This window comes from Salicola sp. Rm-C-2C1-2 (genome assembly GCF_040196175.1).
Taxonomy (GTDB): Bacteria; Pseudomonadota; Gammaproteobacteria; order Pseudomonadales; family Oleiphilaceae; genus Halospina.
Map to the genome: position 1 here is coordinate 184,241 of NZ_JBEFNF010000002.1, position 23,625 is coordinate 207,865.

Here is a 23,625-nt window from a genome sequence, read left to right on the forward strand (position 1 = left end):
CGAACGCTCCGGAGAGGGTGAGTGGCAATAAAGAGGTGGAGGTACAACCGCGCCGGTCGATTCCGGGTGCTGGCTGCCAGCATCACCCTGGCGTGCATGCCTGTGCAGGCTCAGGAGTCCCCGTCTGCCGCCGCTATTGATTGGGTGGAATGGGGTCAGCTGCCCCCGGAACTCCAGCAGAAGGTGCCGGCGTACTGTGGTGGCGCCTATCGGCCTCCGGCGCTCGAACCCAGTAAGGCCGGTGACGCCGCCTCGGAAGGCGAGCGGAGCCCGGTTCACATAACCAGTCGTGATGCCCGTTACCGGGTGGATGAAACGCTGGATCTGAGCGGGGACGTACGGGTGCGCCAGGGTGAGCTGCGGGCGCGCAGCGATCATGCCCGGTATGACCAGAACAGCGGCACACTCAACCTCAGTGGCGGGGTGGTCAGTCGTGCCAACGGGGTGCTGCTGACCGGTAAGGAGGCCGAAGCCAGCGACGAGACCGGAAGCCTGACCCTCAAGACGGCGCACTTCCTGCTCCATGATGCCCATATGCGTGGCAGCGCCGGCCGTGTCGAGCGCACGGGGGAAGAAGCCATGCGCATTGATCAGGCGGTCATGACCACCTGCCAGCCGGGCCGCAATGACTGGTCACTGGCGGCGAGTGCGGTGGACCTGGACCAAGCCAGCGGCTTCGGAACCGCCAGTCATGTGCGGCTGCGAGTGAAGGATGTGCCGGTGATGTACATCCCCTGGCTCAGCTTCCCCATTGATGACCGACGCAAGTCGGGCTTTCTTTATCCGTCTTTTGGTACGTCCAATACCGGCAGTGGGCTTTTTGTAGCCACGCCCTACTACCTCAATCTGGCGCCCCATTACGATGCCACCTATACGCCCCAGTACATCCATGGGCGGGGTTACTTCTCTGAGCTGGAGACCCGCTACCTGAGCCGCTTTGGGCAGACGGATGTGCAGCTGGGCTTCATTGATGAGGATTCGGAGTACGAATCGGAAAACCCCAGAATGGATGGTAAACGCTGGGGCCTGGACGTCACCAGCGATGCCGACTTCGGCGGCGGTTGGCGCGGCGACCTGGCGTACGCGGCGGTTTCCGATGATGACTACGGCAACGATCTCAACCGGACCCTGGACATCCAGCAGAATACTCATCTCAGCCGCAATGGCCGCATCCGCTACAGTGAGCCCGGCCTCAGCTTCTCCGCAGCACTGCGTGGCTACCAGACCATCGATCCCGCCATACCGGAAAGGAGCCGTCCCTATAATCAGCTGCCGCGCTTGCAGCTTGATCTGAATACCAGCAGCGGTAACTGGTATGCCACCCAGGAGACTGAATACAACTATTTCTGGCGTGAGAATGAGGATCTCCAGGGGGATGCAGCGGCCGTTGGCCACCGGCTGCGCACGCGCCCTGAGGTGGGCTGGGAACTGCGGGGGCTGCCAGGCTTTGTGAGTACGTCGATGATGCTCGATCATACCCAGTATCAGCTGGATGATATCGACAAGGATGAGCGCTTCAGTCGCAGCGTGCCCTTTGCGGATGTGGATGCGGGGCTGTATTTCGACCGTTTCTTTGATCTGGGCGACAGCTTCTACAGCCAGACTCTGGAACCGCGGCTGTATTACGTCTACTCGCCGGAGCGTGAACAGGGGGACATTCCCGTTTTCGACACCCGGCTCAATTCCTTCAATTTCAACCAACTCTTCGCCCGTGACCGTTTTGTGGGCGGGGATCGTGTGGGCGACAACAACCGCCTCACGACGGCCCTTACGTCACGAGTGTATGATGTGGATGCTGGTATTGAGCGAGCCCGGTTGAGTCTGGGTCAGATCCACCGGTTCGAGAACGAAAAGGTGACCGTCAAGGGCAGAGGCGCGGAGGCGGATCGCACCTCGCCCTACGCGGGCGAGCTTGTGCTGCGCCCGGCGGAGACCATGGATCTGCGGGTCACCGGCCAGTGGGACGCGGATGAACGTGAGACCGTCCAGGGGCGCAGCCAGTTCCGCTTCCACACCAGTGACTACCGCTATCTGTTCAACGCCGGCCACACCTACGATGGGGCCACCGACCTTGAACAGTCGGATGTGAGCGCTGTGGTGGCGCTGGGCGAGCAGACCAGCGTGATTGGCCGCTGGCCGTACGATATGGAAAATAGGGAAACAGCAGGCACTCTGCTGGGCCTTGAATACAGCAGCTGTTGCTGGAACCTGCAGCTTGTGGCCCAGCGCTATCGGACCCGGGACGAGGGGCTGGACACCCGGTTCCTGTTCCAGATCCAGCTGCTCGGGCTCGGCGGCAGTGGCGATGCCGGTGAAACGGCGCGCGATGCTATTCCGGGCTTTGATCAGCGTACTGCCATCCGCAAACGCCCGACCCCTGAACAGCTGCGGCGGCCGGCGCAGCAGCGGTGGCCCTGAAACCATTCAGATTGAGGTAAGCATGATTCCGAAACGACAGCGTTTTTCCAGCCTGCTGGCCCTGGTCTTACTGGCCTGCCTGCCTCTGTTCGCGGGAGGCGCCGACCGCCAGCCTCTGGACCGCGTCGTGGCCGTGGTGGATGAGGGTGTTGTCCTCCAATCCGAGCTCCAGGCACGCATCCAGCAGATCCGCTCACGCATGAACGCCCAGGGCACGCGGCTGCCGCCGGAATCCGTGCTGCGCGAGCGTGTGTTGGATCAGCTCATCCTGGAGCAGATCCAGATCCAGCGGGCGCGCCAGATGGGCATGCGCATTGGTGACTCCGAGCTCAACGATGCCATGCGCAATGTGGCCCGGAACAACGGTTTTGATAGTCTGGACGGTTTCGAGCAGGCGCTTGCCAGCGAGGGGCTGAGTTTCCAGCAGGCACGTGAACAGATCCGCCGCGAGATGCTGGTCAGCCGGGTTCAGCAGCAGAGTGTTGGCCGGCGTGTGCGTGTCACGGAAAGAGAAGTGGAGAACTTTCTCAGTTCTTCACAGGCCCGTGAACGCTCGGGGATTGAGCACCTGCTCGGGCATATCCTGATTCAGGTGAATAACTTCAATAACGAGGAAAAGGTCCAGGCAGCCCGCAACAAAGCAGAATCCATTCAGGATAAGCTCCAGAATGGCGCGGATTTCCGTGAACTGGCTGTTGCTGAATCCGATGGGCGCAATGCCCTGGAAGGCGGCGAGCTGGGGTGGCGCTCCGGTCAGGAGCTGCCTTCGCTGGTCGCCAGCGAGATTCCGCGGCTGGATGTGGGTGAGCCTTCCCGCGTGCTGCAGAGCAGCAGCGGCTTCCACGTGGTGACACCACTGGACCGGCGCGGCCAGGACAGCAACGAAGTTGAGCAGCGCAAGGTCAGCCATATCCTGATCAACACCCGGGACCGTTCCGACTCCGAAGCGGAGTCGATGATCCGGGATATTCAGCAACAGCTGCAAAACGGTGCTGATTTCGCAGCACTGGCCAGAGAGTATTCGGACGATCCCGGCACGGTTTCGGAAGGCGGTGAGCTGGGCTGGGTCGGCCCTGGGGAGATGGTACCGGCTTTTGAGGACACCATGATGAACACCCAGGTGGGCAACACCAGCGCTGCGTTCCGCTCGCGCTTTGGCTGGCACATCCTGAAGGTCAAGGATAAGCGCGTGGCGGAGCAGAGTGACCGGATCCGGCGTAACGAAGCCCGGCAGGCGCTGCAGAAACGCCAGTACGAACTGGAGCTGCAGAACTGGCTGAGCCAGATCCGCGAGGAAGCGTACGTGAACATCAAAACCGACGAGGGCAGCTCATGAGCCGGCCGGCGCGTCTGGCCGTCACGGCCGGTGAGCCGGCCGGCATCGGGCCGGATCTGTGCCTGAGCCTGGCGCAGCGAGCCAGGGATGACGAGCTGGTGGTAGTGGCGGACGCCGACCTCATGCGCGAGCGGGCCCGGGCTCTGGAAATGGATGTCCGTATTGAACCCTGGGAGCCGGATCAGGCGATCCCGACCCAGGCTGGTGTGCTACCGGTATGGTCTGTTGCTCGCGCCGCAACGACCCTGGCCGGGCAGCTCAACCCTGACAACGCCAGCTATGTGCTGCGCACCCTGGAGGCGGCGGTGGAAGCCTGCCAGCTCAGCATTGTTGATGCCATGGTTACTGCCCCCGTGCATAAAGGCGTGATCAACGAGGCCGGTATCCGCTTCAGTGGGCATACCGAGTTCCTACAGGAAAAAACCGGGGCCAGCGGTGTGGTGATGATGCTGGCCACTGAAGGGCTGCGCGTGGCGTTGGCGACGACCCATCTGCCGCTGCGCGAGGTCGCGGATGCCATCACCAGTACCCGTGTTGGCCGGGCGCTCGAGATCCTGAATGAAGACCTTCGCAAGCACTTCGCCATCAACCAGCCCCGCATTCTGGTTGCGGGGCTGAACCCGCATGCCGGTGAGAACGGTCATCTTGGCCGGGAGGAGCTGGATGTGATCGAGCCCCTGTTGGAGCGACTCAACAACGAGGGCATGAACCTCACCGGCCCGTTGCCCGCGGATACGCTGTTTACGCCTTACAATCTCGAAGAAGCGGATGCCGTTCTTGCCATGTACCACGACCAGGGTCTGCCGGTGCTTAAGCACAAAGGCTTTGGCCGGGCCGTGAACATCACCCTCGGGCTGCCGATCATCCGCACGTCGGTGGATCACGGCACCGCGCTGGACCTGGCGGCCACCGGGCAGGCGGACTCGGGCAGTCTGCATGAAGCCATCCAGACCGCGGGCCACATGGTGCGCCAGCGCGAACGCGCACGGAAGGAGCGCGCATGAGCCGGCCAGCAGGGCATCAGGCGCGTAAGCGCTTTGGTCAGAACTTCCTGCACGATGGCGGTGTGATCGACCGCATCGTGGCGGCTATCGACCCGTCCCCCGAGGACAATCTGGTGGAGATCGGCCCTGGTATGGGGGCACTCAGTGAACCACTGCTCCAGGCCTGCCCGTCACTTCAGATGATTGAACTGGACCGGGATCTGATTCCGGGGCTGCGGGCCCAGTTTTTCCGTTACCCAGAGCTGACCATCCACGAGGGCGATGCACTGCGCTTTGATTTTCGCGCCATCGCCGGCAAGGGGCCGATCCGGGCGGTGGGCAACCTGCCCTACAACATCGCCACACCGCTGATCTTCCACCTTCTGGAGTTCGGGGATGTAGTGCATGACATGCATTTCATGCTCCAGAAGGAGGTTGTGGAACGTATGGCCGCAGCGCCGGGTGAGAGCCAGTGGGGCCGGCTGGCGATCATGACGCAGTACCAGTGCCGGGTGCAGCCGCTGTTCACGGTGGGCTCCGGCGCATTCAAGCCGGCGCCCAAGGTGGACTCGGCCATTGTTCGGCTCATCCCCCACGAGACCATCAGCAATCCAGTACAGGACAGGGAACTTCTGGCGAAGGTGGTGCGCACGGCATTCAACGCCCGGCGCAAGACCCTGCGCAAGGCGCTGGCACCGCTGTTCGGGGATGCGGACTGGCCGCGGCTGGGAGTGGATCCGAAACTGCGACCCGAGAATCTGACATTGGCGGATTATGTGATGCTGGCCAATGATCTGTACGCACAGCAATCCAACGGGAGTACGGCATGAGCGAGTACGCCATCGGCGACATTCACGGCTGCCATGACAGTCTGCGCGCCCTGATGGACCGCATCGGCTTCAGCCCGGACCGGGATCGGCTCTGGTTTGTGGGCGACATCATCAACCGGGGTCCCAAATCCCTGGATTCCCTGCGTCTGGTGCGCGACCTTGGCGATAATGCCCTGGTGACCCTGGGCAACCATGACATGCACTTTCTGGCGGTGGCGCTCGGCGGGCATGAGCTGAGGCCGAAGGATACCCTGCAGGCGATCCTGGAAGCGCCTGACCGCAATGCGTTGATCGACTGGCTGCTGCAGCAGAATTTTGCGATCCCCAATGAGGCGCGCGGTCTGCTGATGGTTCATGCAGGAATTCCCCATCTGTGGACAGCACAGGAGGCGGTTGCCTACAGCCGGGAACTGGAGGCGGTGCTCCAGAGCCGTGAGGCGTCAGGGTATTTCCAGGCGATGTACGGCAATCAGCCGGAGCGCTGGGATGCGGCTCTTGAGGGCATGGAGCGCTGGCGGATTATCACCAATTACCTGACCCGTATGCGTTTTCTGGCCGCGGACGGCACTCTGGATCTGGCGACTAAAGAAGGCGCTGGCGCGGCACCGGCAGGCTTTGCGCCCTGGTTCCAGCACCCACGACCGGATGCCACGGAACTGATCTTTGGGCACTGGGCGGCTCTTGAGGGCCGCACGGACACACCCGGTGTCCATGCTCTGGATACGGGCTGCGTCTACAACGGCCAGCTCACGGCAATGAACCTTGATACCAGGGAGATGACCCGTGCTGAACCCTGCGACTGAAGCCGGCTTCCCCGCTGGCACCTGGTTGGCACTGGCCGCGGTTGTCGGTGGCGTGGCCGTTGCAGCGGGGGCCTTTGGTGCCCATGCGCTTGAGGGCAAGCTTTCCGAGCATTATATGAGCGTGTTCCAGACAGCAGTGCAGTATCAGATGTTCCATGCGGTGGCGTTACTGGGAGTGGCGCTGATCGGCATGATCCGGCCGGATGCGTCCTGGCTGGTGCCGGCGGCCTGGGCCTTCCTGGTGGGGGTGCTGCTGTTCAGCGGCAGCCTTTATGCCCTGGTGCTGAGCGGGATCCGGGTTCTGGGGGCGATCACGCCGATTGGGGGTGTGGCGTTTCTGGTGGGATGGTTGTGTCTCGTGATGGCGGGGCTGCGGCTGGGGGCTTGAAGCTCAGAAGCGGAAGCCTCAATCTTGAGTGGGTACCCATCACCATGCACTCCAGCTGGATCGGGTTTTAAAATGAAGATCGAACTGAATGGCGAGAATACCGAAGTCAGCGACGGCGCAAGCATCCAGGCGCTGGTGGATCAGCTGGAGCTAACCGGGCGGCGGATTGCCGTAGAGGTGAATGAGGAGATCGTGCCCCGTAGTGAGCATGATTCCCATCAACTGTCACCCGGTGATCGGGTGGAGGTTGTGCACGCGATTGGTGGTGGCTGAGCCAGAACCCCCTGAAACGAGAGACATGATGACCAACGAGAACCCCCAGGACACGCCCCTCACCATTGATGGCACCACCTATCATTCCCGCCTGCTGGTGGGAACAGGCAAATACGCCAGCTGGGAGCAAGCCCGTGAGGCCATCGAGACCAGCGGAGCTGAGATGGTGACCATGGCGGTGCGGCGCACCAACCTGGGCCAGAACCCGGACGAACCCAGCCTTCTGGACATCGTCTCGCCGGAGCAGTACACCCTTCTGCCCAATACCGCCGGGTGCTACAACGCCCGGGATGCCGTGCGCACCTGCAAGCTGGCGCGCGAGCTGCTGGACGGCCACAACCTGGTCAAGCTGGAGGTTCTGGGCGATGAGAAGACTCTTTACCCGGACGTGACCGAGACCCTGAAGGCGGCGGAACAGCTGATCGACGACGGATTCCGGGTTATGGTCTACACCAATGACGACCCGCTGATCGCGCTCAGGCTGGAGCGCATGGGGTGTGTGGCCGTCATGCCGCTGGGCGCCCCCATTGGCTCCGGTCTGGGCATCCAGAACCGCTACAACATCCGCACCATTGTTGAGAACGCCAGTGTTCCGGTGTTGGTGGATGCAGGCGTGGGCACGGCGTCGGACGCCAGCGTGGCAATGGAGCTGGGCTGTGATGGCGTACTAATGAACACCGCCATCGCCGAGGCCAGGGAGCCGGTCCGCATGGCCAGGGCCATGGGCAAGGCCATTGAAGCCGGTCGTGACGCCTACCTCGCCGGCCGTATGCCCAAAAAAGCCTACGCGAGCGCCTCATCGCCGCTTGACGGCACCTTCTTCCAGTGACCGCTGGGGCGTAAGAACCCCAGCCCCGCGTGACAGGCCCCGACCGCGCTTTGACCGACCCTGCGCCCCACCCGGCCACAGGGTCGATTTGTATAAATTGTGGGCGAAAGCCTGTGCCTCTGCTATCCAAATAGAGGGGAGGCGCAGTCCATAGAGCCTCCTGCTCAGTCAAAGCCGTGATCGTGGAGGACCACATGAAAACAATGCTAAGCGGGCTTCTGTTCGGCGTCCTGATCCTTTCGGGCGGGATGGCAACAGCGCAGACCGGCAAGACCCTCAACGTATTCACCTGGGAAGGCTATGTGCTGCCTGAGGAGGTTGAAGCCGTTAACAAGCTGCTTGAGCGCAAGGGGTACGACTACCGGGTGCAGGTTATTGAGCCGTGGGCGGAGGGCCCGTCCCAGATGTTCGACGTGATGCGCAGCGGCAACGTGGACATCAGCTTTCTCACCCTCAACTACATCAAGATGCAGGGGGGCAAGATCCAGTCGCTGTTGCAGCCCATTAACACGGATTCCCCACGACTCACCAATTACGACGCTTTGAACGACGACCTGACCCAGATTTCAATGGGCATGGATAATGGTGAGCCCCTCTACATTCCCTGGGGCGGGGGCGCCTACGGCATCTGGGCCAACATGGACAAGCTCTCCAAGGATGAGCTGCCACAGTCGGTGAACGACCTCTGGAACGATCGCTGGGAAGGTAAACTCTCGCTCACGAAGGGCCAGATCCAGCCCAACATTGCCCTGGCGTTGATGGCCCAGGGGAAAGAGCCGTTCTACATCAACGAGCTGGCAGGGGACCGTGCCGGACTGGGCAAATACTCCAAGGCTGATACAGCGCTGCAGCGCAAGGTGAATGCCCTGTACGACCAGGTTGGCAATCTCTGGTCCGATGGGCCGGTATTCAGCGACGATCTCCTCCTGGTTGCCTCCTACGGCCCGGGCGTATCAGCGCACAATGCCGAGGGCGGCAACTGGGAGCTGGTCCCCTTTGAGGAAGGGAATACAGTGTGGCTGGACACGATCAACTTCAGTTCAGAGCTTTCCGGCCGGAAACTGGAAGCGGCGGAAATATTTGCCAACTACTTCATTGGCAAGAAAGTCCAGGAGCGGGTGGTTGAAGGACTGGGTATGGTCGCCGCCTCAAGCAAGGTGGATTCCAACCCGCTGATCGAGGACAACCCGAACTTCTTTGACTCGGCCATGTTCTGGCCTCCCTATGACAGTAAGGCCAACAACGTGATGAAGATCATCTCGGATCGGGCGATGGAGTAAACCATCCAAGTAGCCGCTAAGTGAACTCGCAGCGGCCATTGCCAAAGGGCAATTGGCCGCTGGGTAGCTGGATATCCTCTTGAGCGACCTTTTCGGCGGCGGCGTTGCGTCCATTCCGACAAGGGCTCAGGTCTTCTTGTTGGTCTCACGACGCTTGACCAGTGCCTTTTTCATCCAATCGCTAGCGTGCCGCATTTCTTGCTGCAGTGATTCGATCTCGTATTGCGTCAACCGCCGGTGCTTTCCGGAGGTATCCTGTTTCGCCTTGTGTGCGTTGGTCGATGTCATAACGAAAGGCCTCTTCCGATCGCTGTTCATTGCCTGGCCATCTTTGTTCTCCGTGCCGGCCAGCATTGTGTCTTTGGCCGGCAGATTGACGGAGCTAGGATTGGCGATCATTTGAATTGGCCACTACCAGTCATGACGGCGGCGACTAAAATGTAATCTCCTCATTGGGATGTTAGGCGCGTGCCCGCGTGGGGCAACCTGGGGCCTGGAACTTGTCAGCCCACGAGATCTGGTTTCTACCCACGCGCCCGCGTGGGGCGCGACATCTGAGAACTTAACGACCATTATGATTACCACTTGTTTCTATCCACGCGCCCGCACGGGGCGCGACACACTCTGCATCAATATAGACGCGCTCCCCGCTAGAGTTTCTATCCACGCGCCCGCACGGGGCGCGACGTTATGACGCAGCCTGATTTAGACTCATTGGCCGTTTCTATCCACGCGCCCGCACGGGGCGCGACGATCGTTGATATTGTCCAGCAAAAGGCCAGCGTCGTTTCTATCCACGCGCCCGCACGGGGCGCGACACTATTGACTATGCGTAACCGCACCCGGCGCATGTTTCTATCCACGCGCCCGCACGGGGCGCGACTTTGTGACTTGCTTCAGTTCGCCGTTCAGTTCAAAGTTTCTATCCACGCGCCCGCACGGGGCGCGACAAGGAGGTGGCGTCTGGGGTTTACGGTGAGGTCACGTTTCTATCCACGCGCCCGCACGGGGCGCGACATCTATAATCTGAGGATCAGGACAAGCCGCACCAGTTTCTATCCACGCGCCCGCACGGGGCGCGACCTCCTGATCCGGGTTAACTACCGCCCCGCCCGCATTGTTTCTATCCACGCGCCCGCACGGGGCGCGACCCGCAAACCCGCCGCCCGATACGGCAGCCTTATTGTTTCTATCCACGCGCCCGCACGGGGCGCGACGGATGCGAATCACTCTCGGAAACGCATCTAGGTAGTTTCTATCCACGCGCCCGCACGGGGCGCGACCGACAGGGGCGATGCGCTGGGCAGCATCTATCTGTGGTTTCTATCCACGCGCCCGCACGGGGCGCGACATGTACGCCTCGATCAATGGGCTGGTGCTGGTGTCGTTTCTATCCACGCGCCCGCACGGGGCGCGACTGGGAACAAGTATCGGGGACACGCTTTTGCATCGGTTTCTATCCACGCGCCCGCACGGGGCGCGACTCACGAATCTGCCGGATAATCACCAATCCACCCAGGTTTCTATCCACGCGCCCGCACGGGGCGCGACCAGAGCCGCCATCAGAGCCGCCATCATCACCACCTGTTTCTATCCACGCGCCCGCACGGGGCGCGACTTGCAATTTAGAAAAACTGAATATCTGATAACCTGTTTCTATCCACGCGCCCGCACGGGGCGCGACCCGTGGGTATGTTTTTACTTCCCGCACATCGTCATGTTTCTATCCACGCGCCCGCACGGGGCGCGACTGGCGTCTCTGCCCCTGAAAACGTGAGCGTTACTGTTTCTATCCACGCGCCCGCACGGGGCGCGACGAGTTGGTCCAAGCGAACTCAAAAGACTTTTCCAGTTTCTATCCACGCGCCCGCACGGGGCGCGACGGTTATCTCTGGATAATATCCCGAGCTATTAGAGTCGTTTCTATCCACGCGCCCGCACGGGGCGCGACACCACATTCGGGCGCCCCCGCTTCAGCCTTATTGGTTTCTATCCACGCGCCCGCACGGGGCGCGACCGCTATTCCTGGTTTCTTGTTGTCGTGCTTCATGTTTCTATCCACGCGCCCGCACGGGGCGCGACCGATTGCAAAGTCTGAGCTAATCTGATTATCGGCTGTTTCTATCCACGCGCCCGCACGGGGCGCGACGCATCATCAGCGCAAGCAGCGAGGTGATGGCCTCCTGTTTCTATCCACGCGCCCGCACGGGGCGCGACGTACCTGACGAAACAGTCGAGTTCTCCCCGGAAGTTTCTATCCACGCGCCCGCACGGGGCGCGACGAAAACCTACCCGCGGCCTCAGTGTATGCGCTCTGTTTCTATCCACGCGCCCGCACGGGGCGCGACGCAACAGCACCGGGATCACCCCCAGCCAGAGAGGGTTTCTATCCACGCGCCCGCACGGGGCGCGACAGTCGCTCAAGGTCGGTCTGATCGACTTCGTCAGGTTTCTATCCACGCGCCCGCACGGGGCGCGACGCGGTAGCCAGCGTGCCGTCGCCAGCGGAGGCCAGTTTCTATCCACGCGCCCGCACGGGGCGCGACATGAGTAATTTAGCGCCAAGCCAGCGTGTTGGCGTTTCTATCCACGCGCCCGCACGGGGCGCGACATGAAACAGACCTCAAAAAGGCCAAACGTGGTATGTTTCTATCCACGCGCCCGCACGGGGCGCGACATCAAATGCACTACCAATAGCCTCTTCCTCAGAAGTTTCTATCCACGCGCCCGCACGGGGCGCGACCACCTTCTGAGTGTTCACGCCATTGAGCTGGCGGCAGTTTCTATCCACGCGCCCGCACGGGGCGCGACATCTGCTCAACCATGCTGTATTGGCCGGATGACGTGTTTCTATCCACGCGCCCGCACGGGGCGCGACCCCATTGGTGCCGTCGAACTTCTGCGTGGTCTTGTTTCTATCCACGCGCCCGCACGGGGCGCGACGTGAAGGAATTGGCGGAGTGGGTCGGCTCCTGGTGTTTCTATCCACGCGCCCGCACGGGGCGCGACCTGGTATAGGGCGTTCACATCGCCTGAACTGCCCTGTTTCTATCCACGCGCCCGCACGGGGCGCGACCAGACCTCCAGCGCCAACTCGCGGATGAGCAACAGTTTCTATCCACGCGCCCGCACGGGGCGCGACGGGAACTGAGATACTGGTGCCGGGCGATTTTTTTGTTTCTATCCACGCGCCCGCACGGGGCGCGACCATGATTTTTTCCACGCTTTATAAGCCAATTGCGTGTTTCTATCCACGCGCCCGCACGGGGCGCGACATCGACCAGCTTTTGCTCGTCATAGTCACGGATGGTTTCTATCCACGCGCCCGCACGGGGCGCGACTTTCTGCCGTTGGCTCCGGTTCATGTTCCGGTTCGGTTTCTATCCACGCGCCCGCACGGGGCGCGACGACCGGGACAGGCCCCGATTATTGGCGCCATGACGGTTTCTATCCACGCGCCCGCACGGGGCGCGACGACCGTCTGGTCATCAATCGTGGCGTTACCGACCCGTTTCTATCCACGCGCCCGCACGGGGCGCGACAGGTGAGCTTAAAATTAAACTGCCGTCGCTATGCGTTTCTATCCACGCGCCCGCACGGGGCGCGACATCGCGCACTACCAGACGACAGCAGACCACCGAGAGTTTCTATCCACGCGCCCGCACGGGGCGCGACAACGAACGTGTTGCCCATGCGGTAAGGGATAAACACAGTTTCTATCCACGCGCCCGCACGGGGCGCGACCCATTAGATCACCTTTCTATTACAGAGGTGCAATATGTTTCTATCCACGCGCCCGCACGGGGCGCGACGATCCCCTGGCGACAGTGCTACCGTGCGGAACTTGTTTCTATCCACGCGCCCGCACGGGGCGCGACGCGACCCGCTGGGCAACCCGACAGACATCACGGTGTTTCTATCCACGCGCCCGCACGGGGCGCGACACAAAAACAGAAAGATCAACCATCCCATTAGATGTTTCTATCCACGCGCCCGCACGGGGCGCGACTTGATCCGGTTATATTTTCAGCGATCGCGAAGTCTGTTTCTATCCACGCGCCCGCACGGGGCGCGACGCGGCGCTCTGCGCGGGCCATCTCGTTCAGATTGTCGTTTCTATCCACGCGCCCGCACGGGGCGCGACTTGAGAGACTTGCGCATCCAGAGATTTCTTCTGGTTTCTATCCACGCGCCCGCACGGGGCGCGACACGAAGGCGGCGATCAGCTCAACGTTCCTTTCTGGTTTCTATCCACGCGCCCGCACGGGGCGCGACCTTACCACAAAAAACACAGGCGAATTGGCTGCCTGGTTTCTATCCACGCGCCCGCACGGGGCGCGACCGCTCAAGTCTAGCTTGTTAAAGAGCAGCCCAAAACACCGCTATCTCCGCTGACCTGCCAACGAATAAAGGGCGTAAAGGGAAAAATTGGCTCCCTGGAAAGCAAAAACCCTAATATCAATGGGTTAGAGGTGCGCTGATGCGCCGGGGTTTTGGTGGGAACCATGGGGTAGCGCCTACAGAATCAGGGTGTCGTTCAATGGATCATCCGCTGGCTTGGCTCCATGGTGCTCAACCTTTTCCCTACCTTTCTTGCCCAGAAAGTAGAACCGGAGACTGTCTTCTTCACTGTCATAGATTGAGAGCAATTCATCCTTGAGCTGGGTGAAATGAGCCGGCTCCACATCGCATTCGAATACGGAGTTCTGCACCCGGGTACCATAATCCAGGCAGGCCTTTGCGATCTGCCGGAGTCGGTGCCGACCTTTTGCGGTGGTTACGCTGACATCATAGGTAATCAAAACCAACATCGTTACTTCACCATGTAAGGAGTATAGAACGCCATATCGCCCCGTAGGTGCCGTGCCAATAACAGGGCTTGGCAGTGCGGGAGCAGGCCAATCGGGACCTGTTCTTCCAGATAAGGGTGTTGCAACTCGGTCTGTTTGCGCTCCTGGTAAGCGCTGAGAACTTTCTTGCGCGGCTCCTCCTTCAGCCGGACGGCGCCGCTGGCGTCCGTCTCAAAGTCCTTGAGCTGGACCTGCTGCCGGTTGACCAAGGTAAGGACGAACCGGTCCGCCCACGCCGCCCGGAACTCTTCCAGCATATCCAGCGCCAGGCTTGGGCGGCCTGGCCGGTCCTTGTGGAGGAACCCGACGTAAGGGTCCAGCCCTACCCCCTGCAATGCCGATGTGCATTCCTGGGTAATGAGCGAGTAGATGAAAGACAGGAGGGCATTGACTGGATCCGTTGGCGGTCGGCGTACGCGGCCGCCGAATGCGAATCCGGAGCCCTTCAATAGGTCATTGAAAACGCCAAAATAGGTGTTGGCGGCATCCCCTTCCATGCCGCGGACTGCTTCCACGGAGTACGCGTTGCGGACACGCCGGAGGCTGGTTGCCAGCTTGTCCACTGCCTCCCTGAGGGCGGGGGTCTCTCCGTGGTTGCGGATCTCGCGCTGCAGCACGGAACGGCTGTTGGCGACCTTGGCCGCCACGGAAAGCCGGGCAACCGAGGCGGCTTGCTCCTGCGAATCGGCCCAGCGGTACTGTTCCCGTCTGAGCAGTACGTTACCGCTTTCCGGCCCCTGAACTCGTGCAAGAAAACGCCCATAGTCCGTATAGAAAGACAGCCCGATACCCTGGTCAGCGCAATAGCCCATCAGGAAAGGTGATACTGAAACGCGGCCAAAACAAATGATGCCGCCCAGTGACAGCGCCGGGAACTGTCCCAGCTTTTCGTCACCCTGTTTGATGACAATGGTTTCCCGCTCCTTGTGCAGGTAGGTCTCCTGGCGGGTGATGTAGAGCGTATTCAGAAGCCGCTGCATTGCTGGAACAACTCCTTGATGTAGCGCTCGGAGGCATCTTTCCGGAAGCGCTGGGGCTGGCAGGTTTCGGCGAGTGAGCATGCCCGGCATCGTTTGGCGTCGTCGATGGGTGCCGGCGTTCTGCCTTCATCCAGCAGTTGGTGGGCGGCCTGGATGCAGAGCATGGTTTGTTCCTTCAGGGGCTGGTCAATGGCTACGGTTTCCCGGTGGCGCTTTTCCCAGTACCAGATTGCGCCTTCGGCAACGCTGGTTTCCTTCATCTCTTCGATGCAAAGAGCCTGGGCGCATAGCTGGATGCGATCCCAGTCCTGAACCTTCGGCTTTCCCCGTTTGTATTCCACAGGGCGGTAGATGGCGGGTAACCCCTGTTCAACCTCCAGAAGATCCATTTTGCCAGTGAGTCCGTGATCTCTGGATAGCAGCTCCACGCTGCGTTCATACCGAACCCCATTCCGGGTCTCTGACTCGCCGGAATCCACGCGCTGATGAAGCACACGACCTTCCGCCGTAAACCGGTTTTCTGCCCACACCTGCTCCACATGGATCAATGCAAACTGCCGAGGGCAATACGCGTAATGCTGGAGAGCGGAGATGGGCAGAAGGTCATCCATAGTGGTATTGCCTATAGCTTCTCTTGCACGCTGACGCCTTCCGGAATGGACTCGGCATCAACAGTGACGCGGTAATCCGAGAATTGCCGCGCGGGGGAGTCTGGTTCTCCATCCACCCGCTCCACGTTCACGGCGTCGAACAGTGTGTGGGCCGGGGCATTGCCCATGGCATTGTCATGCTTGAACACGATCAGCTTACGGGCGGACATTTCACCACGTGACGCAGAGCGGTCGTGCTCAAACATGTTGATGAGCGAGCGCCACAACAGGTCCAGGTCTTCTTCCCCAAAGCCCGTCTGTTCCGCCAGTTTTGCGGATATAAAGCCATGCGCCCTGTAAAGGCCGTAAGGAATGATGTGCTTCCGCCCCATCGTGCGGTTGTCGCCGCTTTGTTGCTCGGCTTCCTTTTCCGTAGTAACCGCCATGCGGGTAATTGACATTTCGAGGGGGACAACAGGGTCAATGGAGTTGGCAAAAGCCATCTGGATTGGGCCGCGAACCTGGCCGCAATTAACGCCAGTCGTCATGACGGCGCCGAAGGAGCGGATGTCAAAAAAGTTGGAGCACATCCATTGCGTCAGCTGGGCTGCCTTGTCTTTGTCGTTCGGCAGCTTATTGTTCTTTTCCTGTTTTATCCCTAACGCATCATAGGCCTTCTGGTGCTGATTGTTCAGCACACTTTTTTCCTGCATATAGATGTTGTAGCCGGACGACTCCTCTTTCTCAAGGCTGACGTAATTCCGGATCTTGCGCTTGAGGCAGACGTCAGTCACGAGGCCCTGGTTGGTCTCCGGGTCAATGCGCGGCAGGTTGCCCGCATCGGGGTCGCCGTTCGGATTGCCGTTGGTGACGTCAAATAGAAAGACGAATTCATAGCGATTGGTGATGGCGGTCATTGGTCTTCTCCTTGTTCAGCGGTTTCCGGTTTGCGGAAGTGGCTCTGGGACTGGTGGTAGTAGCCGATGGCGAATTGGCCCTGGGCTTCAAGACGCAGGTTCTTGGGGAAGGTTGGGCCCAACCCGTCCATGATTTCGCCAACCTCTTTTTCGAGGTTTACGGCAAGCCCTGGCTTGTCTTTGCGCAATCGGCTTAGGTGGTTTCCGTAGTTATTAATGAGTACTGGAAAGATACTAGCGGGGGTCGTCGATGCAGATCCGTAATAACGATCCCGGATTGTAGCGTTCACGTTACCTTGCGCCGCATATTGGGCATCTTCCAGTACGGCAAACAGTCGGCCGAGCCGATAGCCGGGATTGGCGTTTTCTTTGTCGAGACTCACGGGTACCTCCTCTTGGATTCCTTTCACGCCCAGACGCTTGTCGCGCGCCAGAACGCCTTTGCAGAGAGCGACACGCAGGTCGGAAATATCCCCGTCCGTGCGCATGCGCATAATGATGTTGGTCAGCAGGCTTCGCGGGTAACGCCTGCCGGTCAAGATGGATCGGGTCAGCTCCCCCGCGAGCTGGGGTAGTATGTCGTCCCAGCTGCCTTTCTTGTCCTTGCCGCGGTGGGGGGTGGTTTCCAGCAGTAAACGCCAGATGCCGGGAAAGGTTTTCCATGGCAACGGATCCAGGCTGAGGTCCTGGTAGTGTTGTGTCATCCGTTGGGCGAAGGACCGCAACGAGCCGGTTTCCCAGTACCGGATGGAAAGGCGTGAGGCGTTTGGGGCCAGGCCCAGAACATAGATCTGTGCTTCATCGTTGAGGCCGGGATCCTGTTCGCGCAGGGGCTGGCCTCGCGCGACCGAATCCAGCAGGCGCTTAAGACGCTCTGTCTCGCTTTCGTCACTTGCCCTTGGATTCAGCATCTGGGCAAAGGTCTGCTCGGCGGCTTGGGTCTGTGACTGGTCATCCGCAATGGCCCAGAAAACCGTGGTTGCGTCACCGATCTGGAGACGCTGATGGTTGTCGGGTTCATTTCTGAGCAGGTGGTTCAGTGTCGTGGTGTACGCAAAGGCGGCTTTCTCGGAAACCGGGGCGTTATCCCCTTGAGACTTGCCGTAGGATTCGTAGGCTTTTTCATTGAATGAGACGATGGAGGCTCCCATCGACTGTGCATCCTTGACGCCCTTGATCGAGGGGTGGACCCGCGCTACAGGCGCGCGCTCACCCGTCACGAGACAGGTGCCCTCCGGGGTCTCGGCCTCGTCGAGGAGCTGTTTTCTGAGCGCTTTGGCCGCCTCCCTTTGATGAATGAGCTGCTGTTCCCCCTCGAGACGGAAAACAACATTGGTGTCCAGAACTTCGTCACTCAATTTTGGATAGCCGTGCGAGTGCTCCGGTTGCCATTGACGCAGAAAACGCAGGAGGGCCAGAAGGCCTTCATCGTCTGTATCGGCGAGAACGTTCTCGTGATACTCCCTGAATGCTTTATGGGCTTCGGCGGCCCGCTTCTGGGCTTTTTCATCCTGGCCTTCTGTGATCCCAAGGGCGTACTTGGTGTTATCCCACAAGAAGGCGGGTGGTGGATTAACGCCGGCTCGTTTGGGCGGCTGGGTTACCAGGATCAGGCTGGGCCGCGGCTTTTTGCTGCTGGTATCACGAAGATCCTGAACGTCAACGAGCTTCCCTTCAGGCGAGAGAACCAGTCCAAAGCTGATCTTCTCATAACTGTACCCGATAGGTGCGATTGTGCTGTCCGGCTGGGCTGCCAGCCGCTCGTAATAGTCGTTCAGTGCTGTCAGGATCATGCTCGCACCTCCTCATCATGGAAAGCGGGAATATCAATAACGCCATCCTTCATGACCGGCCGGAAAAAGTGGGGCGTCATGCCGTTCTGGAAATCGAAGTCATGGAGCATGAAGCCCAGGTCCTTCTCGCCCAGAAGGCTGTCATCCACGGCCATTTCCGATTCGCCCTCCTCAACCAAACGAAAAAAGGCGGGAAATTCACGATTGCCGAGACAGGGATTGTGGAAGCATTGGCCTTTCCGGGCTCGGCGGTTGAATATGTCCAGGTGCTTGCCTTCCGTGTCGTCGTCTCCGGCCTTGGAGGTGAGCTCGAAGTGCGCTTCGATGATGTAGGCCACGTCCCGGAGGATGGTCGCCGCACGCTGTTGGCGGTCTTCATCAACAAGGTTTGAGAGCCCAGAGGTGGACTCTGCTTTCATCGCCGACTTCACGTTGCCGGTGGGGATTTTGGAGGCGACTTCGTTGCGCCGTATGGATTCAAACCGGATTGGTTTCAGAACCTGTATGCGGTCAATTACCCACCGGATGGCCGGCTTCCAGTGAATGGCTTCCAGGATGCCCCGGGCTGCCGAAGGGGTGATGACGTCGTAGCTCACCCGCTCCACTTTCATTTCCGGGCGTGTAAAACAGGCCCGGTCACCCCAGACGATTAGTTTGATTCCATATGCCATGTTTTTCTCCTTTAGATCCACGTCATTTCGACGACTCAGATAATCGAGTTTTCCGCTCTGATAAAGACCGAGTTATCCCAATTCAGCCCATAGTCAGGAGAGTAGAGGTCTTCGTTCACCAGTAGCAGGAATTGCTCCCCAAACTCTTTCGGCCGGATGGATTGAACCGCACCAGCGCTTTTTAATGCTTTATAGGCCTGTTCAGGAATCTGCACCAGGTAGGGCTGCAAGTTCCGGCTGATTCTGCCAACACGCTCGGCGTACTCCAGATCCTTGATGGCTTTCCGGGCACCATCATCGTACGGAATGATGACCGGGATCATGGTGCTTTCAATCATCTGGAACTGCTCCGAGATCCACTCAAAGGGAAGGCTGTCGATCTGGCTCCGGTTGACCCGGCCCAGTAGGTCATTGGCATCCAGTTCCTTGTCCTTTTGCCAATAAAGCTCCCGGAAATAGGCATTGATTGCCGCCAGTGACAGCGGATCCTCAAACTGGCGGAAGATCGCCCTGGCAGCCTGGGCGAACTGTTCAAGCTCCGGAGGTGTGGGCCAGTCATCGGCTACGGAGAACACGCGGACCTCGCTGGTCTCCGGTGACCGCTTGCCTTCGCGGTTGCAACGCCCCGCGGCCTGGGCGATGGAGTCGAGGCCGGTTTCGGCTCTCAGCACCAGAGGGAAGTCCACGTCAACGCCGGCCTCGATGAGTGATGTGGACACCAGTCGGCAGGGCAAGCCGTCCTGAAGCCGTGCCCGGATCTCGGCCAACACGTTACTTCGGTGCCTGGCGCACATCAGGGTCGTGAGATGAAAGGCGCCGGGGTCATCGGCGATCTGTTCATACAGGCATCGGGCGTGGCGCCGGTTGTTGACGATGCACAATGTCTGGTCATTGTCACGGAGGGTGGCCGCGATATCGCTGTCGTAAGCTTCCCCCACGTGGTGCAGGGTTACCCGCTTCAGGCGGTGGAAGATGCGTTCGCGGTCCGGAGCCAGCTCCCGGACGTCTTCCAGGCCGCCCCTGAACTCGTCATTGGCTCTGAGGGCGGGTTGCGTGGCCGTGCAAAGCACAAGGCTTGTCCGGTAGTTGCGCGCCAACTCGTCGACTGCCGCTACGCAGGGGCGCAGTAGCTTCAAGGGTAGGGTCTGTGCTTCATCCAGTATTACGACGCTGCCACTGATGTTGTGGAGCTTGCGGCATTGCGACGGGCGGTCGCCGAACAGGCTTTCAAAGAACTGGACCGAGGTGGTGACCACAATCGGCGCTTCCCAGTTCTCCATTGCCTTCTTCAGTTTCTCCGCTGCTTCTGGTGCTTTCTGCCCGTCATCCTGATAGGCGCTGTGATGTTCGAGTACGGCGGTTTCACCATAGGCCCCCAATGCCTGACGGAAAACCGCTGCGTTCTGTTCCACGATGCTGGTAAAAGGAATCACGAAGATAACGCGCCGCAGACCGTGCCGGATAGCATGGTCGAGCGCGAATGCCAGTGATGTCAGCGTCTTGCCGCCACCGGTGGGAACGGTCATCGAGAAAAGGCCGGGCGGTTGTTCGGACTCGTTGCGGGCATGATTGAGGATTTCCATGCGCAGTTCATTAACGTCGGTATCCGGTTTGAACCCTGAAAGAGTCTTTTCCAGCTCTTCCCGCAGTGTTTCCAGTGATGGGAAGCCCTGCCTTTCAACTGGAACCCCTGTGGTCTTCGCATAGAAGGCCTCCGTGTCCCGGTAATCCGCATCAACCAACGATGAGAAGAGCATCCGGGCCATCAACGAGAACTGAAAGAACCGTTGGTCCGGTTTCAGGCTGAAAGCCTCGGGTTGAGGGGGGTGAGTCGGGACCGGGACTTCTGTTTCCCAGGCGGGATCGAGGGTAGGCACCTCCTGGTCAAGGCGTTGCGCAAGCGGTGATCGGAGGCCTGAATCCTTACCATTGGCCAATCCCGCGTGATGACCCGCGATGCCATACGCCAGCAAGGTGCCAATATCCCCAAATCGCTCGCTCGCAACCATGGCGCCCCGGGTGGCGTGGTCCACCTTTATGCTTTCACCCTGGAGTCGTTTCTGGAAGCGGGGCGCGTACTTGCCCAGGTCATGGAGAAGACCCATGACCCGAGCCATTGAGCCACAGGCAAAAGGAGCCGCGTTGGATTCGGCCAGCGCGGCTGTGCTTTCAAGGTGCTCATGGAGCAATTGCCAGTCCGCCTGGTCTTCCCGTTCGGTACTGTGGGCGAAAAACGCGTTGTCCTGACTCATATTCGGCCTCTTGTTCCATTACTCCCTTTTAGTAGCCGTTGTATCACGGGGCCTGCCCCACATAACGCATCACTGTTGGAATCACCAGTACAAGCCGTGCATGCGTGAGACCTGGTCCGCAACGTCCCGCCTCAATGCCTCCGGGCCGATCACTTCCACGTCGGGCCCATAACGGAGAACTTCCATAACCAACTCCGTTGGGTCCGCGTAGGGCACGTAGAGGTGGAAACAGCCATCGCTGGCCCATTGGCTCTGCTGGTCCGGGTGCCACAGTTCCTCCGCGCTCCAGCGCGCCGCCCGTGGTGAGAAGCACAGGTGCGCGGTTTGGCGCGCTTCGCCGGTGAAGATGCCGAAACTGGTGCTGAGTTGGGCGTCCAGGGTTTCGGGCGGGCATTCATTGGATTCGTCACTGGTTACGGATGGGCCACTCATCCGGTCCAAGGAGAACAGCCGCAGTCCCTTGGCCTGATGGCACCAGCCCAGCAGGTACCAGTTGGAGCGGTAGTGCAGCAGCCGCTGCGGGCTGATGGTTCGTTCCTGCGTCTGCTCCCGGCTGCGGCTGGTGTATCTGGCATGGAGCTGGAGGCCGCGGAGGGTGGCCTCGGCCACATTGCGGAAGATGGACTCCGGGGCATGGCGGGCCAGGATGGGCTGGATCCGGATGCGTTCGCTCAGGCGCTGGGCCGTATCGCCCTCGTCACCCAGAAGCTCCCGGATGCGGTTCTTGAGCGGGGCCAGATGCGGCGTCATCAGCCCGGGCTGTACGGCTTCCAGCAGTTGCTCGCTGGCCAGCAGGGCATGGAGTTCGCTGGCGTTCATCCAGAAGCCGGGCAGCTCGAATACCGGTTCGTCCGGGTCGTATTCGTGGCCGTTGTGTTCCCGGTTGTAGGTTATTGGAGCGCCGAGGATGTCCCGCATGAACTGGAAGTCCCGGGTAATGGTGTTGCGGGAGGCTTCCAGGTTGTTCATGAAGGTCTGCATTGGCACTGGGCGTGTTGCCGAGCGGAGGGTGTCATGGATGCGGTAGATGCGTTCGATCTGGCTCATTACGGCTCCCTGAGCGGATGACTATCTTCCGTCAGCAGGGAGCCTAGCAGTTGTCCGGCGTGATTGCCCTGGCTGCCATGAGCACGATGTCTTTGTATTCTTGAATATTAATGCTTGTGGAATTACGCTCGAGATCCTTTAAATCCCCACTGGATGGGGTTCTATTGAAAGGAGGCAAACGATGAGTGAGACGACACTCTCCCTACCCGATATCCCGGATTCCAAAGTGGTGCTGAACGAACGTGAAGCCCGGGAGGTACTCGTGTTTTTCTGGCCCTCGAAGAAGCCCGTTATCAGGACAACTACGATGACGATGGACCTGCGGCGGTATGCTCAGGCTTTGCTGGTTGTTGCTATTGATGGATCCTACCTGATTGGTTTTGTTCAGATTCTTTTCGAGGTTGTGTTCCGCCAAAAACCCGGCGCTTCGATTAAGAAGCTGATAGGCAAGGTTGCTCGCAAATCAACCAAGCACTGGTGGAAACACGCGACTGAGCAGGATCTGGAAGACCCAAGGATCTATGAAACGGTTAGGGAAGCCATTGCCTGGAAGCAAAGATCGAAAGTCGAACAGAGGCTGAACCATATACCCGTTACAAGCAGGGGCAGGCCGACAATTGAGTTTGGCAATGTCGAGCCGGGCGAACAGGTTTGGGTTTGAGGATGTCTGGTATGCAAAAGTTTTTGAGGTGGTCCGGCCTGGCCCTGGTTTTTCTGGTCGCTTCCACGGCAGGGGGCATTCTGTATGAGTTTTCCACAACATCGACTTTCCAGTTGATTGTTGTCTATATGGATAAGGATAACCCTGCGGTGATTCGTTGGAGCGCGAAGCAGGCGTTTTATGCGTTCCATCCTGGTGAGGAAGACGTAGAACAACTCAACAGGGAGGCAGGAGCCAGATACGTGGCGGCGCTTCCTGACTCCGAGGAGGCAAGATCCGTGCTTGATCATCTCGTATCTAACGGAGTAGATATCAATAGCGTGGATAAGGTCAGTGGCTCAGGGTTTACGGCCTTGCACGCCGCTGTCCTTAGCAATGACCCAGGAACCGTTGAGGTTCTGCTGAACGAGGGGGCTGATCCTTCATTAACAGATCACGAGGGGCGGACGCCTCTCGATCTTGCCCAGCTCGCTGGCCGGAATCGTCCTGACAGGGATTTTGGGCGGGTCCTTGAGCTCCTTGAGCAGGCTTCCTTCGAGGGGTCTGCGCGGTAGAAACCACGCGACTGAAGAGGATCTTGAGGACCCCTGGGTTTATGAGGCGGTTCGAGGCGCCATTGCGATCAAGCAAAGAAAACCATTCGAGGATCGGCTTAAAGGGCTGACGTCATCAATCCCGAAGGCCAAACAACGGATTGTGCTGAGCGATATTAAGCCGGATACCA

Annotated in this window: 20 protein-coding genes and 1 CRISPR repeat array; of the genes, 11 read left to right on the forward strand and 9 right to left on the reverse strand. The window is 59.8% G+C overall.

Going from position 1 to position 23,625, the window contains the following annotated elements; translation table 11 throughout:
- The first annotated feature begins 21 nt into the window (after window positions 1-21).
- From AAF659_RS06640 to AAF659_RS06680, 9 genes are all read left to right on the forward strand, one after another.
- Complete coding sequence (locus tag AAF659_RS06640; RefSeq protein WP_349750936.1) at window positions 22-2,418, forward strand: LPS-assembly protein LptD; 2,397 nt, start codon at window positions 22-24, stop codon at window positions 2,416-2,418.
- Window positions 2,419-2,440: 22 nt separating this feature from the next.
- Window positions 2,441-3,754 carry a peptidylprolyl isomerase gene (locus tag AAF659_RS06645; protein WP_349750937.1) on the forward strand — a complete coding sequence of 438 codons (1,314 nt, stop codon included), beginning with the start codon at window positions 2,441-2,443 and terminating at the stop codon, window positions 3,752-3,754.
- A complete protein-coding gene (gene pdxA, locus AAF659_RS06650; RefSeq protein ID WP_349750938.1) occupies window positions 3,751-4,758 on the forward strand; it encodes a 4-hydroxythreonine-4-phosphate dehydrogenase PdxA in 1,008 nt (335 codons plus the stop codon). Before AAF659_RS06645 ends, pdxA begins: the two co-directional genes overlap by 4 nt.
- Window positions 4,755-5,567, forward strand: a complete 813-nt coding sequence (gene rsmA / locus AAF659_RS06655) for a 16S rRNA (adenine(1518)-N(6)/adenine(1519)-N(6))-dimethyltransferase RsmA (RefSeq protein ID WP_349750939.1) — start codon at window positions 4,755-4,757, stop codon at window positions 5,565-5,567. Before pdxA ends, rsmA begins: the two co-directional genes overlap by 4 nt.
- Window positions 5,564-6,370 (forward strand): symmetrical bis(5'-nucleosyl)-tetraphosphatase, encoded by an 807-nt coding sequence (locus tag AAF659_RS06660; RefSeq protein WP_349750940.1) that lies wholly within the window; start codon window positions 5,564-5,566, stop codon window positions 6,368-6,370. Before rsmA ends, AAF659_RS06660 begins: the two co-directional genes overlap by 4 nt.
- On the forward strand, window positions 6,351-6,758 hold the full coding sequence (locus AAF659_RS06665; RefSeq protein ID WP_349750941.1) for a DUF423 domain-containing protein: 408 nt from the start codon (window positions 6,351-6,353) through the stop codon (window positions 6,756-6,758). Before AAF659_RS06660 ends, AAF659_RS06665 begins: the two co-directional genes overlap by 20 nt.
- Before the next feature lie 72 nt (window positions 6,759-6,830).
- On the forward strand, window positions 6,831-7,031 hold the full coding sequence (gene thiS / locus AAF659_RS06670) for a sulfur carrier protein ThiS (protein ID WP_349750942.1): 201 nt from the start codon (window positions 6,831-6,833) through the stop codon (window positions 7,029-7,031).
- A 28-nt stretch (window positions 7,032-7,059) separates the two neighbouring features.
- The gene (locus tag AAF659_RS06675) at window positions 7,060-7,860 is read left to right on the forward strand and encodes a thiazole synthase (protein ID WP_349751032.1); all 801 of its coding nucleotides are present in this window, start codon (window positions 7,060-7,062) and stop codon (window positions 7,858-7,860) included.
- A gap of 194 nt (window positions 7,861-8,054) precedes the next feature.
- Window positions 8,055-9,140, forward strand: coding sequence for an ABC transporter substrate-binding protein (locus tag AAF659_RS06680; RefSeq protein WP_349750943.1), 1,086 nt, complete (start codon window positions 8,055-8,057; stop codon window positions 9,138-9,140).
- Window positions 9,141-9,266: 126 nt separating this feature from the next.
- On the opposite strand, the gene AAF659_RS06685 is transcribed toward AAF659_RS06680, so the two are convergent.
- The 9 genes from AAF659_RS06685 to AAF659_RS06725 form a co-directional block, all read right to left on the reverse strand.
- Window positions 9,267-9,428: a hypothetical protein gene (locus AAF659_RS06685; protein WP_349750944.1), complete on the reverse strand. Its 162-nt coding sequence runs from the start codon at window positions 9,426-9,428 to the stop codon at window positions 9,267-9,269.
- Window positions 9,429-9,660: 232 nt separating this feature from the next.
- A CRISPR array of direct repeats spans window positions 9,661-13,482; the repeat unit is 32 nt; unit sequence GTTTCTATCCACGCGCCCGCACGGGGCGCGAC.
- A 175-nt stretch (window positions 13,483-13,657) separates the two neighbouring features.
- Window positions 13,658-13,951 (reverse strand): CRISPR-associated endonuclease Cas2, encoded by a 294-nt coding sequence (gene cas2 / locus AAF659_RS06690; protein WP_349750945.1) that lies wholly within the window; start codon window positions 13,949-13,951, stop codon window positions 13,658-13,660.
- A 2-nt stretch (window positions 13,952-13,953) separates the two neighbouring features.
- The gene (gene cas1c, locus AAF659_RS06695) at window positions 13,954-14,970 is read right to left on the reverse strand and encodes a type I-C CRISPR-associated endonuclease Cas1c (protein ID WP_349750946.1); all 1,017 of its coding nucleotides are present in this window, start codon (window positions 14,968-14,970) and stop codon (window positions 13,954-13,956) included.
- Window positions 14,955-15,581 carry a CRISPR-associated protein Cas4 gene (gene cas4, locus AAF659_RS06700; RefSeq protein ID WP_349750947.1) on the reverse strand — a complete coding sequence of 209 codons (627 nt, stop codon included), beginning with the start codon at window positions 15,579-15,581 and terminating at the stop codon, window positions 14,955-14,957. Before cas4 ends, cas1c begins: the two co-directional genes overlap by 16 nt.
- Window positions 15,582-15,592: 11 nt before the next feature.
- Complete coding sequence (gene cas7c, locus AAF659_RS06705) at window positions 15,593-16,477, reverse strand: type I-C CRISPR-associated protein Cas7/Csd2 (protein WP_349750948.1); 885 nt, start codon at window positions 16,475-16,477, stop codon at window positions 15,593-15,595.
- On the reverse strand, window positions 16,474-18,270 hold the full coding sequence (gene cas8c / locus AAF659_RS06710; RefSeq protein ID WP_349750949.1) for a type I-C CRISPR-associated protein Cas8c/Csd1: 1,797 nt from the start codon (window positions 18,268-18,270) through the stop codon (window positions 16,474-16,476). Before cas8c ends, cas7c begins: the two co-directional genes overlap by 4 nt.
- The gene (cas5c, locus tag AAF659_RS06715; protein WP_349750950.1) at window positions 18,267-18,941 is read right to left on the reverse strand and encodes a type I-C CRISPR-associated protein Cas5c; all 675 of its coding nucleotides are present in this window, start codon (window positions 18,939-18,941) and stop codon (window positions 18,267-18,269) included. The genes cas8c and cas5c overlap by 4 nt, the downstream gene beginning before the upstream one ends.
- A gap of 35 nt (window positions 18,942-18,976) precedes the next feature.
- Entirely contained in the window at window positions 18,977-21,193 is a 2,217-nt protein-coding gene (locus AAF659_RS06720) for a CRISPR-associated endonuclease Cas3'' (protein WP_349750951.1), read from the reverse strand.
- Between the two features lie 81 nt (window positions 21,194-21,274).
- Window positions 21,275-22,240: a helix-turn-helix transcriptional regulator gene (locus tag AAF659_RS06725; RefSeq protein WP_349750952.1), complete on the reverse strand. Its 966-nt coding sequence runs from the start codon at window positions 22,238-22,240 to the stop codon at window positions 21,275-21,277.
- A gap of 181 nt (window positions 22,241-22,421) precedes the next feature.
- Here AAF659_RS06725 and AAF659_RS06730 point away from each other — a divergent pair, with 181 nt between their 5' ends.
- Entirely contained in the window at window positions 22,422-22,901 is a 480-nt protein-coding gene (locus AAF659_RS06730; RefSeq protein ID WP_349750953.1) for a hypothetical protein, read from the forward strand.
- 11 nt (window positions 22,902-22,912) lie between these two features.
- Window positions 22,913-23,455, forward strand: a complete 543-nt coding sequence (locus tag AAF659_RS06735; RefSeq protein WP_349750954.1) for an ankyrin repeat domain-containing protein — start codon at window positions 22,913-22,915, stop codon at window positions 23,453-23,455.
- Window positions 23,456-23,625 lie beyond the last annotated feature (170 nt).

Bases quoted from the DNA above. Each gene is read 5' to 3' on its own strand.
- AAF659_RS06645 (WP_349750937.1), top strand. From the start codon at position 2,441: ATGATTCCGAAACGACAGCGTTTTTCCAGCCTGCTGGCCCTGGTCTTA.
- pdxA (WP_349750938.1), top strand. From the start codon at position 3,751: ATGAGCCGGCCGGCGCGTCTGGCCGTCACGGCCGGTGAGCCGGCCGGC.
- rsmA (WP_349750939.1), top strand. From the start codon at position 4,755: ATGAGCCGGCCAGCAGGGCATCAGGCGCGTAAGCGCTTTGGTCAGAAC.
- AAF659_RS06660 (WP_349750940.1), top strand. From the start codon at position 5,564: ATGAGCGAGTACGCCATCGGCGACATTCACGGCTGCCATGACAGTCTG.
- thiS (WP_349750942.1), top strand. From the start codon at position 6,831: ATGAAGATCGAACTGAATGGCGAGAATACCGAAGTCAGCGACGGCGCA.
- AAF659_RS06675 (WP_349751032.1), top strand. From the start codon at position 7,060: ATGACCAACGAGAACCCCCAGGACACGCCCCTCACCATTGATGGCACC.
- AAF659_RS06680 (WP_349750943.1), top strand. From the start codon at position 8,055: ATGAAAACAATGCTAAGCGGGCTTCTGTTCGGCGTCCTGATCCTTTCG.
- AAF659_RS06685 (WP_349750944.1), bottom strand. From the start codon at position 9,428: ATGACATCGACCAACGCACACAAGGCGAAACAGGATACCTCCGGAAAG.
- cas2 (WP_349750945.1), bottom strand. From the start codon at position 13,951: ATGTTGGTTTTGATTACCTATGATGTCAGCGTAACCACCGCAAAAGGT.
- cas1c (WP_349750946.1), bottom strand. From the start codon at position 14,970: ATGCAGCGGCTTCTGAATACGCTCTACATCACCCGCCAGGAGACCTAC.
- cas4 (WP_349750947.1), bottom strand. From the start codon at position 15,581: ATGGATGACCTTCTGCCCATCTCCGCTCTCCAGCATTACGCGTATTGC.
- cas7c (WP_349750948.1), bottom strand. From the start codon at position 16,477: ATGACCGCCATCACCAATCGCTATGAATTCGTCTTTCTATTTGACGTC.
- cas8c (WP_349750949.1), bottom strand. From the start codon at position 18,270: ATGATCCTGACAGCACTGAACGACTATTACGAGCGGCTGGCAGCCCAG.
- cas5c (WP_349750950.1), bottom strand. From the start codon at position 18,941: ATGGCATATGGAATCAAACTAATCGTCTGGGGTGACCGGGCCTGTTTT.
- AAF659_RS06720 (WP_349750951.1), bottom strand. From the start codon at position 21,193: ATGAGTCAGGACAACGCGTTTTTCGCCCACAGTACCGAACGGGAAGAC.
- AAF659_RS06725 (WP_349750952.1), bottom strand. From the start codon at position 22,240: ATGAGCCAGATCGAACGCATCTACCGCATCCATGACACCCTCCGCTCG.
- AAF659_RS06730 (WP_349750953.1), top strand. From the start codon at position 22,422: ATGAGTGAGACGACACTCTCCCTACCCGATATCCCGGATTCCAAAGTG.
- AAF659_RS06735 (WP_349750954.1), top strand. From the start codon at position 22,913: ATGCAAAAGTTTTTGAGGTGGTCCGGCCTGGCCCTGGTTTTTCTGGTC.